Source organism: Komagataeibacter sp. FXV3 (assembly GCF_015155755.1).
Taxonomy (GTDB): Bacteria; Pseudomonadota; Alphaproteobacteria; order Acetobacterales; family Acetobacteraceae; genus Komagataeibacter.
Map to the genome: position 1 here is coordinate 1 of NZ_VWPI01000009.1, position 14,068 is coordinate 14,068.

The 14,068-nt window shown below is 51.2% G+C and carries 9 protein-coding genes and 1 pseudogene; 7 read left to right on the plus strand and 3 right to left on the minus strand.

What is annotated here, in order from left to right:
- Positions 1-298: 298 nt before the first annotated feature.
- The 4 genes from F1542_RS01125 (at position 299) to F1542_RS01140 (ending at position 6,489) form a co-directional block, all read left to right on the plus strand.
- Positions 299-1,822, plus strand: a complete 1,524-nt coding sequence (locus F1542_RS01125) for a PLP-dependent aminotransferase family protein (RefSeq protein ID WP_227672355.1) — start codon at positions 299-301, stop codon at positions 1,820-1,822.
- Positions 1,823-2,662: 840 nt separating this feature from the next.
- Complete coding sequence (locus F1542_RS01130; protein WP_193731394.1) at positions 2,663-3,289, plus strand: glutathione S-transferase; 627 nt, start codon at positions 2,663-2,665, stop codon at positions 3,287-3,289.
- 455 nt (positions 3,290-3,744) lie between these two features.
- Entirely contained in the window at positions 3,745-5,583 is a 1,839-nt protein-coding gene (locus F1542_RS01135) for a carbohydrate porin (RefSeq protein ID WP_227672356.1), read from the plus strand.
- Between the two features lie 126 nt (positions 5,584-5,709).
- Positions 5,710-6,489, plus strand: a complete 780-nt coding sequence (locus F1542_RS01140) for an acetoin reductase (protein WP_193731395.1) — start codon at positions 5,710-5,712, stop codon at positions 6,487-6,489.
- A 545-nt stretch (positions 6,490-7,034) separates the two neighbouring features.
- On the opposite strand, the gene F1542_RS01145 is transcribed toward F1542_RS01140, so the two are convergent.
- Entirely contained in the window at positions 7,035-8,141 is a 1,107-nt protein-coding gene (locus F1542_RS01145; RefSeq protein WP_193731396.1) for a PepSY-associated TM helix domain-containing protein, read from the minus strand.
- Positions 8,142-8,584: 443 nt separating this feature from the next.
- Here F1542_RS01145 and F1542_RS01150 point away from each other — a divergent pair, with 443 nt between their 5' ends.
- Together F1542_RS01150 and F1542_RS17010 are read left to right on the plus strand one after the other, a co-directional pair.
- The gene (locus F1542_RS01150) at positions 8,585-9,859 is read left to right on the plus strand and encodes an MFS transporter (RefSeq protein ID WP_193731397.1); all 1,275 of its coding nucleotides are present in this window, start codon (positions 8,585-8,587) and stop codon (positions 9,857-9,859) included.
- 58 nt (positions 9,860-9,917) lie between these two features.
- Positions 9,918-10,381: pseudogene (locus tag F1542_RS17010) on the plus strand (transposase); the annotation flags it as partial.
- Positions 10,382-10,769: 388 nt separating this feature from the next.
- On the opposite strand, the gene F1542_RS01155 reads toward F1542_RS17010, so the two are convergent.
- Positions 10,770-11,438 carry an IS1595 family transposase gene (locus F1542_RS01155; RefSeq protein ID WP_193731398.1) on the minus strand — a complete coding sequence of 223 codons (669 nt, stop codon included), beginning with the start codon at positions 11,436-11,438 and terminating at the stop codon, positions 10,770-10,772.
- A gap of 300 nt (positions 11,439-11,738) precedes the next feature.
- Between F1542_RS01155 and F1542_RS01160 the strand changes: the two genes are divergently transcribed.
- Positions 11,739-13,829, plus strand: coding sequence for a PQQ-dependent dehydrogenase, methanol/ethanol family (locus F1542_RS01160; protein WP_227672357.1), 2,091 nt, complete (start codon positions 11,739-11,741; stop codon positions 13,827-13,829).
- Here F1542_RS01160 and F1542_RS17015 read toward each other — a convergent pair.
- On the minus strand, positions 13,818-14,068 hold a 251-nt coding region (locus F1542_RS17015), incomplete at its 5' end, for a hypothetical protein (protein WP_227672358.1). The genes F1542_RS01160 and F1542_RS17015 overlap by 12 nt on opposite strands.

Consider the following 14,068-nt stretch of genomic DNA (forward strand, 5'->3'; position numbering starts at 1 on the left):
GATATTATCGATAAGAGGGTTCAGTATTGCAGTGAAGATTACTGTGAAAAGAAAGCCGCGGGCGAACCCATCCGATGGCCCCATAGCGCGCTGATTACGAAAATTCATGCCATCTTTACAGCTATGAAAATAATCCTGTCGGAAAAACCTGTAACAGGCTGAATTCGTTCAGGGTCATCGCACGGCGATGTGACGGGGCCTTTGTGGCAATGATCCGGTTCGCATTTTTAATGGATAACACATCATAAGGCATCGCCGGCCACTTTGTTGCCAATTCAGATCGATTGATATATACAGTTTGGTATACTGGCCTGAAGAAGGCAGTACTGACGATATATGCATTGATTACGCAGAAGGGGCAGCAATATATGAAAGCTTTGACCTGCATATCAGATTTTCATATATCATTATGAATATTAATATAGACAATTCGAGTGCAGTTCCGCTGGTTAACCAAATTGTTTCCGGTATCCGCGATCTGATTCTGGGCATGAAGTTGCAGACAGGTCAACGGTTGCCTTCGGTGCGGCAACTGGCGGAACAATGCGGGGTCAGTACGCTCACTGTTTCCAATGCCTATAATAAGCTTGTGGCGGAAGGATTGCTAGAAGCGCGACGGGCAAGGGGATATTTCGTAACCCATAACAATACCCTCAACCGGACACTGATCACCACGGCCACGTTGGTGGACAGGTCGGTGGATTCACGTTGGCTGCTACAGAGCGCGTATGAGGAGAAGGCGCCTGTTATCAAGGCCGGTTGTGGCTGGCTGCCCGAAAGTTACCTGTTTGTGGATGCGATCAAGCAGGCCCTTGTTTCATTGGGGCGCAAGCCGCCGTCTTCCATTTTTGAATATGGCAACCCGTATGGCTATACGCCGCTGCGACACAGTATCCAGCTTATGCTGGCACAGCGAAAGATACGGACATGCGACGCTGGCATCATCCTGACGCACGGGGCAAGTCAGGCGTTGGAACTGTCCGTGCGGGCCTTCACCCGCAAGCAGGATACCGTGCTGGTGGACGATCCAGGCTATTGTAACCTGAATCCCGCATTGCAGGGACTGGATCTGAATGTGGTCGGGGTGCCGCGCACATTTGATGGGCCGGATATTGAACGTCTTGAATATCTTGCGCGGCTACATCAACCACGGCTGTTCATTACCAATACAATCCTGCATAATCCGACCGGGACCAGTTGTTCACCGTCAAATGCTTTCCATATTTTGAATCTGGCGGAAAAATACAATTTTCTTATTGTCGAGGATGATATATTTTCTAGCCTGACAACAGACATTACGACAAACTTGGCCTATCTGGACCAGATGCGGCGTGTGATACAGGTTGGCAGTTTTTCAAAAACGATCGCACCGGGCGTAAGGGTCGGGTTCACCGCATCGCATCCCGAACTGGCACAGGTTATCCTGCGCCAGAAAATGGCCAGCAGCCTGACAACATCCGGGATTAATGAATATATTATTCACAGTATCATCAAGGATGGGAAATATCGTCATCATCTGACACGCCTGAAAGAACGTCTGGAACGCATGCAGGCCAGCGTCGGTCGAGCGCTTACCAATATTGGCATGCGGCTGTACTTCCGGCCCCCCGGGGGTATGTTTGTCTGGGCACGGTTTGACAGGGATGGGATCAACATGCAGGCACTGGCACAGTCTGCGGCAGAGGAGGATATTCTTCTTGCGCCCGGTTATCTGTTCCGGCCGAATTATGAACCTTCCCCATGGATGCGCTTTAATGTCGCGCATTGTAATAACCCATATCTTTTTGACTTTCTTAAAAAATATCAGGATAATCGTTTTTAGTTGAGATTTATACAGTTAATGCTTTTATGTATTTTTCACAGATCCGAATGGATGGTTTTACTATTTTCCTGACAGGTTAGTCATGCTGCTGTAGAAGAAAGTGGTTTAACGGCTAACCTGATAAATGGCACAAATCCGTGGCGTATCCACATGCACTGTGCGCAGGTAAGACACCTGCGCATATGGCCAATAACGGAATTAGGGATATGGTCCTGATATCGTTGTCGTCATATAAACTCTCAGTCATAAAAACAGGGAACTTTCCTTGTAGGTGGATGTAAAAGGGGAGCGCACCAAATTGCCCCATTGGTGGAAACATACATAATCGCGAAATCTGGTGTATGGGGTTGCCATCCCGGTCGGAGCGGAGGCGTGGGGACATATTGCCTGTGGCGACATAAAGGTCAGCTTTCTTTTCCCCCGCATTGTATGGGTGGCACGTCATCAGGGGCTAGACTGCAGCATGGTGGCTGTCTGTCACGTAATCCTGCAGTCCCTGCGCTTCCTGTTCTGCATTTCCGGCACGCAGTTTGACGGTATTCCCAATGCTGACCAACCCGACAAGCTTTCTTTGGATCACATACAAACGTTTTAAAAAAGCATAGTTCCCAACAGGACTTAATTGGTTGTTTTCAAAAAAACCTTTTGCATATTCCAGTTGGATGCATGGAATGCCACAATATGCGACCAATCGCTTATACGCGATCGGGAAGGGGAAGTTGCGGCCCGATTATGCATGTTTTTTCTTGCGGTCCGTTATGGAATGGACATGTTCTTGTCTGACCATGGCGTGTTTTTGTATTCTGCCGGCATGGACAGAAGGTTGCTGACAGGAACGACATGATCACAAGACCCGTGCTTTATAGTTTTCGTCGCTGTCCCTATGCCATGCGGGCGCGTCTGGCCCTGCTTGCCAGTGGTGTGGAATGTGAAATCCGCGAGGTCAGGCTTGCAGCCAAGCCCGCTGGCATGCTGTGTGCCTCACCCAAGGCAACGGTGCCTGTCTTTATTCTGCCGGATCATACTGTTATTGATGAAAGTTTGGATATTATGTTCTGGGCATTGGGACAGCATGACCCGCAGCACTGGCTGGCCAATATCCGACATGACCTGATCGCGCAGAATGATGGTTCATTCAAATATCATCTGGACCGTTACAAATATGCCAATCGCTATCAGTCCGATCCAAATTATCACAGGGCGGAAGCGCTGAAGATTCTGGAAAACATTGATACGATACTGAAAGCCAGATTTTTCCTGCATGGAAACCAGCCAGGCCTGACGGACGCAGCTATTGCGCCGTTTGTACGCCAGTTTGCCGCAACCGATCCGGACTGGTTTGCCAGCGTTCCCCTGCCGCGCTTGCAGGAATGGTTGCACGCGTTCCTGACGTTGCCACTATTTGATCGCGCCATGTTTCGCCTTGTCCCATGGCGGGAAGGCGATGTGCCGATTTTACTTCGTTAGACACCTGCAAATATCTCTGCACAGACAGGCAACCTGAAGCGGGGAATATTCGTTAGCGGGCACAGGCCATGTTGTGCCTTTCAAGCAAAGGGAAATGAGCTATCGCGATGTCAATGTAACAGAAATGGTCCGTATCATATGGTAGTAAATAATGCGTGCATGGATATGGACAAATATATGGCTTCGGACAGCATGGAATAAATCCAATATAATATTAACTGTTTATTCGTAAAATAAAACACGGAATGCCTAATAATATATAATAAAATAAGGCAAAAAAAATGAATATAAAATAAAAATTATTTACGAAAATAAATAAATTCATACCCAAATGAAGCAGGGCAATTGATGACGGTTGTTCGGATTGCCGGTTAATGGATCGGGCGACATGCTGCAATCATTTGTCCTGCCTGTCTGTGGGTATGACCTGTCTTGTGGTGTTTGCCGGAATTATCATGTTTTCCGGACGGCATGACATGCATTTCCGTAAGGTCCAGGGCATGCGCGTTCTTCGTGAATGGTTTTTATTATCAGTAATCTATCATTGTTTTGATAGGGGGCTGTTTGAAAAATCAGTATTAAAAAAATACGGGAATCATAAGAAATTTCTTGGTGAATATTTTTTCAAAATTCTGCTTTCTTGGAAAAGAGCGATACCCCATAATTTTTATTATTTTTTATCAAAAATATGTTTTCAAACAATTTTCAAGACCAGAAAAATATCTCGCCAGTCCGGCGTGACATCTCTGATTATGATGGTCATATGCCTAGCGCCGGATACGTTGCGTGTATTGCCAGCCTATGCTGCAGATCAGGATGTAGTCAAAACATCCACAGTGAAAAATGCACCACAGCCTGAACAGCCTGCATGGTTGCGCAGGATACTTGGCACAAAGGCAGTAACAAAAAAGCTGCCGGAGGTTTCGAATCCCACGCCTTATGGCGAAACGCAGCCGACAACGCCCTTTTATGAAACAATTCCCGGTTTCCTGCGGGCTCCCTACGGGCCGCCTTCATTCGGTCCGCCTTATGGTACCACGCATATGCTGGGTGATTGGGGCGGCATTCAGCCCTGGCTGCAGAAGCGTGGGCTTTATGTTGCGCTGGATGTTTATGAAGATCTCGCCGGCAATGTAATGGGCGGAAAAAAGCGTGACTATACTGTTGCAGGGCAGGTAGGGACCACGCTGGATGTTGACTGGGACACTCTGCTGCATTCACGTGCATGGACGAAGGATCTGTGGCTGCATATGCTTGTGGTCAATGGACATGGCCGTAACCTGAGTCGATTGTTTGGTGATAACAGCAATCAGGTACAACAGATTTACGGCAGCCGGGGCAATGTGCTGGCTCATCTTGTCTGGGCATATTTCGAAAAGGCATGGTTTGAGCGTAAGGTGGATCTGTCCGTGGGCTGGATCCCGACCGGTGTGTTTTTCCAGAACTCGCCATGGGTCTGCAACTTCATGAATGTATGGTTGTGCGGGGGGGAGGCACCAACCAAATTCCTGCGTGGCGGCCGGGGTTGGCCTTCGGGTAATATCGGTGGCATCCTGCGGGTAATGCCGATGAAGGAACTCTATATCATGGGCGGACTGTTTGCTGTTTCACCCCATAATTACAACGGGGGTATTTCCGGCTGGTCATGGGCCCAGGATGGCCTGGGCAAGTTATCGACACAGGTTGAAATTGGCTGGCTTCCTGCCTTTGGGCGTAATCATCTGGCGGGGCATTACAAACTGGGCGCGATGTACGATAATTCGCGTTATGATGACCTGTATGAAGATATCCATGGAAATCCATGGGTATTGACCGGCCTGCCAGCACGCAGGCAGAGCGGGCAGACATCCGTATGGGTCATAGCCGACCAGATGCTGGTCCGTCGTGGTCCCGGTGAAATGAACGGGCTGATCCTTGGTGGGTATTATGCCTATGCATCTGGCCAGACTTCGCAGATCAAGCATAGCTTCATGGCTGTTCTTATGGATACGGGCGCATTATGGCATCGCCCGCTTGATAGCGTGGGTATCGCTTTCCTGTGGGCCAGTTTCAGCCATTCCGCCATCATGTCGCAGGAAGCAGCGGCAACTCATGGTCTTGTGCTGCCCGGGGGCAATTTTGGCATGCCATATGGGATTCAGGGCCATGAGACGATTTATGAAGCGTATTACGGTTTTCATATAGTCGAGGGACTGTCGATCAAACCGGATTTCCAGTACGTCAATCATGTTGGTGGTACCACGGTATTCAGGGATGCCGTAGTATTCAGTACCGCCATGAACGTCGCATTCTGAAATGGATGTGTTTCGTATGGTTTTGGTAAAGAATATGTTTTCTTAAATCTTCTTTCCTAGTGGAGCGTTTTTTCAGTATCCCGCCATATCCCATGGTGTGGAAATGAAAAAGAAAGATCACTATTCATGTCTCTCGTTGGCAAGGTGGCTGTTGTTACAGGTGCTGCACAGGGCATCGGACGTGGTATTGCGCTACGCCTGGCGCGTGACGGGGCGGATCTGGCGCTGGTTGATATCAATCAGGACCGACTGGCTGATGTTCGTGCGGAAATACTGGCACTTGATCGCAGGGTCATTACGCTGGCCGCTGATATCAGTGTGCGTGACCAGGTTTTTTCCATGATTGACCAGACGGTGGATCAGTTGGGTGGCATTGACATCATGGTCAATAATGCCGGTGTGGCACAGGTCAGGCCATTACTGGATGTCAGTGTGGAGGATATGGACCGTATCTTCCAGATCAACGTCAACGGCACGTTATGGGGCATTCAGGCTGCCGCACAGGCATTCAGGAAGCTGGCCCGTAAGGGAAAGGTCATCAATGCCTGTTCCATTGCCGGGCATGAGGGATATGCCTTCCTTGGGGTCTATTCCGCCACGAAATTTGCGGTCAGAGGGCTGACACAGGCGGCAGCAAAGGAACTGGCCCCCTTTGGCATTACCGTGAATGCCTATTGTCCAGGTGTGGTCGGGACTGATATGTGGGTAGAGATAGACCGACGCATGGCGGAAGCAACCGGTGCGGAAATTGGTGCAACCTATCGGAAATATGTCAGTGGTATCGCCCTTGGCCGTGCGGAAACGCCAGATGACGTCGCTGCCTTTGTCGCATGGCTTGCCAGTGCGGATTCAGATTACATGACGGGACAATCGGTGTTGATCGATGGGGGAATGGTATTCCGCTGAACCTTTCGATGCATTCTGCCTGTAGTCCGGTTACCCGCAAATGCAAACGTTGTCAGGTAAGATATTATGACACGTAATAAAATTGAAAGAGCGTTCATCTGTCTATGGCCGCAGGAATGGCAGCATATTCTGGTCGGTTGGAAATGGTCGGCTTTTCGGAATATGGGAGGCGTATGACGAAGGCGGCATAAAAGTGGAAATGTCGAGATTATCGGCAGGCCATACCTGCTGTTTCGATCCCGCTATGTGTTGGATGCCGCCCTTTCAGTCAGGCCATATGTGAATCAATTACAGGCACTCTCGTACCAAGCCTCTTTTGCGTCGGTGGCGTTTTGGAGGTGGAGGTTTCTTTAAATAACACATTGAAAAAAATAAAAGTTTTTGAATGCCGTCTTTTTAAAAAGGCGGCATTTCCTGAAGATTTTTGAAAAAAGCTTCATCAAAAAACGTCTCTATGATTTGCAGCCTGTGTAGATGCCCTATGGCGGCATGAGCGGTAAATGATATCGTTGCGCCCATCATAACCGGCAATGCGGGTTTAACCGTTACGACCCATTTTCGCGTCGTGCTGCGTTACGACGGCGTATAATCCACATACCCAGGCCCGAGAACGCCAGCACGGCAAGTGCCAGTCCACCCATAGCCACGGTAGTTTTCCATATGACGGCGACGGGGGCAGGGGTGGCAAGTCTTGCTTCATGAAGCATATGCAGCCACTGGAAGCTCCATTCCCCCCAGCGTTGCTGCCCCGGGTCGCGGCTTATGTGCATGCGGCCTTCATGTGCATTGTATTGAACGGTGGCCGGGTGGTTGGCGCCATAGGCAGGCAGGATGATCTCAAGCGACTGTTGCGCCGGGCGTTCCCCCAGCTGGACTGATAACAGGGTTGCCTCCGGCATCTGGCTTTTCAGCATGGCCAGTGTTCCGTCCAACCCCTGTTCACCCATGACCGGAGCCGGGGGCATATGGTCATGATGACTATGTTCATGAGGCGCAGGACGGTTAATGCCAAACAGCGGGCGTGCGAAGGGAAACGCCAGCACGGACCCGCTCAGTGACAGAAAAAGCAGCAGCAGCGAAAACCAGAATCCTGAACTGACATGCATCTCCCGCCACAGGCGCAGGCCACGTGCACGGGGTGAAATCATGACGGTCTTGCGCCATTTTCCCGTTTTCCACAATGCGGGATGGGGCCACCATATGACTAGGCCTGTAAGGGCCATGGCGCTTAGTATGATCCCCATTATGCCCGTGGCTGTCTGTCCATAGGGCAGCAGGAACAGATCCGCATGCAGATTATGCATGAAGCGGATATAGGACGGAACAACGTATGTATTGATAACCGCCGGATGGTTGGGATTGACGAACACCTCAAAGGTCGGATGCCGTTCCCCTGCAGGCCCGTATGTGACCATGGCGCTATCCCCGCTCCAGCGTGCCGGGTTGAAGCGCAGTGGGATCATGCCAGACGGAGCACAAGGGCGGGATGCGGCGATTATGGCTTCAGCCCCGGCCTGTGCGCCGGTCGCCGTGACATGGGGGCGTTGTGGCAGCAGTAGTGGAATGACGATCAGCAACGTTCCGGTCAGTCCCTGCAGGACCAGGGGAAGCATGAGGAGAAGTCCCATCCAGCGATGGATTTTACGAAACACGCTGCTTGTTTTCCTGCATGTCTATATCAAGCCGCAATGATAGCATGGCATGGTCATGATGACCATCTGTTGAACCTTTGGATGGAAGTAAAAAAAGGTATCATTTCGGCCTGAATGTAACGCATGTGGATCAGAATGCCTGATGATGACATGAAATTCCAACGTGTAAAAACATATGGGAAAGCGATAAAAAGATATGGTTTAATTAATAAAAATATTAGTTAATTTTATTATAAATAATTATGTGGTTATGGTGGTTATTTTTAATCAAATGGAATGGATGTATATTCTATAATTATTTTGAAATTGATATGGTCAATATTTTTATCTGTGCATATGGAAAGGGCAGTCCAGACAAAAACAGAAAATGTGTTCGCCGTAATGAAATGATTTCGTTATGAATATGATGGTCTGGACAAGACTGAAGGGTAACAGGAGGGTTTGTGAACAACGGTCCCGGTCATGCGCGCCGCGCAGCACTTTCGGCTTTTGTCGGAACTGCGCTCGAATTTTATGATTATTATGTCTATGCACTGGCATCCGCGCTGGTGCTGGGGCATGTATTCTTTCCCGGTGAAAAAACGACTGTTTCCGATATCGCATCTTTCGGCACGCTGGCGGCGGGTTTCGTTGCCCGCCCCCTGGCTGGGACCATATTCGGCATTCTGGGGGATCGCTGGGGGCGCAAACGGATACTGACCCTGACCGTGGCGGCAATGGGCATGGCCACCATGGGGGTGGGCCTGCTGCCGGGCTATGCGTCCATCGGAATATGGGCGCCCGTCCTGCTGGTGGCGCTGCGTATCGTGCAGGGCATATCGGTCGGGGGCGAATGGGGCGGTGCCGTGCTTATGGCCAGTGAACATGCGGCAGCGGGTAGCAAGACATTTGCCGCTTCCTTTGCCCAGCTTGGCAGTCCGGCTGGTATGCTGCTGGCATTGCTGACCTTTCGCATGGCCAATGCCTTTGGGCTGGAAACGTTTCTGGCCTGGACGTGGCGTATTCCGTTCCTGCTGGGCGGTGGCATTGCGCTGGGTTGTTACGTGCTGCGACGACAACTGCATGAAACCCCTGAATTCCTTGCCCAGGCCGCAAATGCGGAAGCGCCGCCGCCTTCATCCCTGCGTGCCCTGTCGGGAGAGTGGATGAAAATCGTTTATGCCGGTGCCGCCGCCGTTATCGGGACGGCAGGTTTTTTCTTCATGAACACGTTCCTGATCAGCTATGCGACGCATTATGAACATATTGACCGCGAAACCATCCTTAATGCCCTGTTCATTGCCACTTTCCTGCAACTCATCACCCAACCACTGGCGGCATGGACCGGCGAACGGATAGGGGAGACGCGCTTCCTGCTGGCCACGGCAACAGCCTGTATTTTTCTGCCCTATCCCATGTTCTTGCTGTTGCGAACCCATGATATCTGGCTGATTTCGGCGGGTATTTCAGTGACTATTGTGACTTTGTCCGCCTTTTACGCCGTTGTGGCCGGGTATATGGCGGCGGCATTTCGGCCTGCGATCCGTTATACCGCCATTTCGATTGCCTATCAGACCAGTTCTTCGCTGATTTCCGGTTTCACCCCGCTGATCGGCACGCTCATCGCCGCCCATTATGCGGGGCAATGGCTGCCGCTTGCGGTTTTTTTCTCTCTCCTTGCGGTGATATCCATCGTGGGCGTCATTGGACTGGCGCGCACGAAGGCCGCTGGGCATTAAGCTCAGGATCCAGATTTTTTGGAGAGACTTTGATTCAGCCTCTGTGAGGAGCCTGAAGATGAGTAACCTGTACTGGCTGACGGACGAGCCGTTGGCCCGTCTACAGCCGTTTTTTCCAAAGACCCATGGTTGCCCCCTCTAGTGGATGATCACCGCATGCCGGGCGGGATTATTTTCGTGAACCGCAATGGTTTGCGCTGGTATGATGCGTCACAGGAGCATGGTCGAACAAGACGCTTTACAGGCACCGAAAACGTTGGGGCACTACGGGGATCTTTGCCCGAATAATGGAAGGACTGGCGAGCAAAGCGGCTGAGCCGCAGATCATCATGATCATGCACCTGACTCAGGGTACATCATACAGCCTCGAGCCAGCGGGTAAAAAAGGGATGCCAGCTGCCTGATCGGTTGTCTAAGGCGGCATGAATACAAACTGCACGCGGTTACGGATAGAAATGGATGTCCACTTGATTTTTTATGACCGCAGGTCAGATCAGTGGTTACGCCGGTGCTGCCGTTCTCAGGGAAAATCCGTCAGATGCAACGGGCGGTGCTACAAATGCTGCAGTCACATCGATACCCCCATATGATTTTGATTGCTCACAGATATGCAGGAGGTAAGGCGGGACTGCAATCCTGGGAGTGTATAATATATCAGGCAATGTACTATTTGTTGTAATAGTCAAGGAGATAATAGATTGTCATCGACATAAATGCCGAAATTCAGGCAAAAAACATGCCTTATCCCGCCAGTTATACAATAATTGGTCTCACTTCTTGTTCGTAATGGAAAGGGCAGGTGATACCAATTCATTAATTTAGTCAAACGTTTATTTATATTATTATATATGATCCCAAATCCGTTAATAAATAAATATTATTTAAATAAGGTCTGGCATAGGTAAGGAGATTAAGTGAGGGATCCGATGGGGATGTTAGCCCATTGAGCGAGGGTTTGCAGGCGTTTCCTGAGTGAGCGGTGATTGAAACGCCACTCACACTCGGCAAGGAAGAGATGGACATCCTGCCGGGGAGTTCCATTGTATCGCCGCAGATGCCGCTTCGCCTGGCTCCAGAAGTTCTCAATGCCTTTGATATGGTTCCGCCCGTCGCTAAAGCGCGTGGCGTGATTGATCCGTTCATGGCGAAACTCGGAGACATCAAGCGTCCTGTAGGCATGCCATGTGTCTGAATAAACGATTGAATCTGAACGTATTTTCTTTCGAATGACCGACATGGGCGTCCGGCTTCCCGCATCGGGGATCATGACTGCATGGACGCGGCCGCCACGCTTGAGTAGCCCAAAAACGGCGACCTTTCCTGCAGCACCTCGCCCTCTTTTACCTTTGCGATGTCCGCCGAAATAGCTTTCATCGACTTCGATCTCTCCTTCAAGGGGCGCTTCCAGAGCATTATGCGCGGCAATGATTTCCCGAATCTTACGGTAAAACAGGGTCGCTGTATTGCGATTGACGCCGACAATTTCCGCAGCACTCCGCGCGGGTGTGCCCACAACGAAGTGCTCCAGAAGGCGCCTTTGGGTGGCAAGTGCCAGACGGCAGCGACGACGTGCTTTCATATGACATATCAATTCTTTATTGGCTTATCCTATGCCAGCCCTGTAAATTTATTTACGATCATTCAGGATATGTTGGGTTCATTTCTCCTTCCGATGCACGGTCCATTTGTGGGCAGGATGTTTGGTTGATGATGGGAAAAACCCACGTGTAATTTCTGTTGATATTCGATACGATATAAAAATATTTAAGTCGAACGGACTTTATCAGGAAAGGAAATATGCTCTATGGGAATGCGGTATAATAATACTATCCAGGGTCAAGATCTTTTCAAACTTCGGTTGCGTGATATCCTGCTGGGCATGGGAATGCTCCTGTGTGCGGGTGTTCCGGTTCACGCAGAATCAACAGCAGATGCCATTATTCATGCCGATGATCATCCCGGCGACTGGCTGACCCATGGCCGTACCTATTCAGAACAGCGATATAGCCCGTTAAAGCAGATCAATGCCAAAACCATCGCTCGCCTGCATCTGGCATGGCATTACGATCTGGATACTAACCGGGGGCAGGAAGCAACGCCCCTGATCGTCAACGGGGTTATGTACACCACCACCGCATGGAGCAAGGTCAAGGCGCTGGATGCCGCGACCGGACGCCTGCTATGGGCCTATGACCCGAAGGTGAACGGAAAAGTCGGCGTCCGTGGGTGTTGCGATATTGTGAACCGTGGCCTGGGCTACTGGAATGGCAAGCTGTATCTGGCCACTTTTGACAACAGGCTGATTGCCCTGGATTCCCAGAATGGCAAGGTTATCTGGAGTGTTGATACGATCCCGACAGATGCCGACCTGGGGCAGCAGATGGCCTATACCATTACCGGCGCACCGCGTATTGCAAAGGGCAGGGTACTGATCGGAAACGGGGGGGCGGAATTCGGTGCCCGTGGTTTCATTTCGGCATTCGATGCGGAAACGGGCAAACTGGACTGGCGGTTCTTCACGGTGCCCAATCCGCATAACAGACCCGACCATGCGCCATCCGATACGGTTCTCATGGCCCGTGCCTATCCAACATGGAGCCCCACGGGCGCATGGGTGCGGCAGGGCGGTGGCGGCACGGTATGGGATTCGATCGTCTATGATCCCGTTACGGATCTGGTCTATTTCGGGGCAGGTAACGGGTCGCCATGGAGTTATGGCATCCGTTCCAACGGGAAGGGAGATAACCTCTTCCTTGACAGTATTGTCGCCGTAAAGCCGGATACGGGGGAATATGTCTGGCATTTTCAGGAGACACCTGAAGACCAGTGGGATTATACATCAACCCAGCAGATCATGACGCTTGACCTGCCCCTTGATGGGCAGATGCGGCATGTGATCGTGCATGCGCCCAAAAACGGCTTTTTCTACGTTCTGGATGCCGCGACTGGGGCGTTCATTTCTGGCAAGAACTTCGTTTTCGTCAACTGGGCAAAGGGACTGGATCCAAAAACCGGGCGGCCAATCTTTAATCCTGACGCACAGTATTCCGTCACCGGCAAGCCATTTTATGTCTTTCCGGGGGATATGGGTGGGCACGGTATCGCCGCGATGAGCTACAGCCCCCGCACGGGGCTGGTGTACCTGCCGACCCAGCAGGTGCCCGATCACCTGAAGGGCGCACGTAAATTCAAGGCTTTGCCGGATGGCTGGAATCTGGGGCTGGATATTCAGCCAGATGACAAAATGCCATCCATCGCGGCACAGAAAGCTGCTGTCGGGGACCTGCGGGGATCGCTGGTAGCGTGGGATCCCATAGCGCAGAAAGCACGCTGGGAAGTGGTGCAGAAAGGTCCCGCGAATGGCGGGACGCTCGCCACCGCAGGTGACCTGGTATTCCAGGGCCTGACGGATGGCACGTTCCATGCCTATGACGCGCATGATGGGAAGGATCTGTTCAGCTTTGATGCACAGAGTGGCATCATCGCCTCTCCCGTCAGCTATCGTATCGGTGGGCGGCAGTATGTCGCCATTGAAGTCGGTTGGGGCGGATCGTATGGCCTGTTTGCCACCGGGTTGGCCCGTCAGGAAACCGGGGCTGTCAATCATTCCCGTGTGCTTGCCTTTGCCCTTGATGGCAAGGACCATCTGCCGGCTGTCAGTGACGCGCCTGTTCCCTCATCCCCGCCACCGGCCTCGTTCGTGCCCCGCCAGGCACTGGCGGGAAGCCAGCAGTACCAGAATTACTGTCAGTACTGCCATGGGGCGAACGTAGAATGGAATGGTGTCCTGCCTGACCTGCGGAAATCCGCAGCAATTCAGGATAAAAACAGTTTCTACGCCATCGTGGGCAAGGGGGCGCTAAGCAGTTTTGGCATGGACGGGTTCGAGAAATCCATGAAACCGGATGAAATTGAAAGCATCCGCCAGTTCATTATCGAACGCGCGCACCAGACCCTGTCACAACCATGATGCGGTAAAGGACGCGACGGTGATAAGACCTTCTCCCTGCGGAAGGTCTGAAATCCCTGTCTTTGGTAAAGAAGTTTTTGGTGAAGCTTTTTTCAGGGTTTGTTGGGAATTGTACTTTTTCAAAGTCACCAAATGTGATTCAAAATCCGTATGGATCGCTTCGTACTGACAGACGCCCAATGGGCGCAAATGGAACCGCTGTGCCTTGGCAAGAAAACAGATCGCGGGCGCAGCGGGCA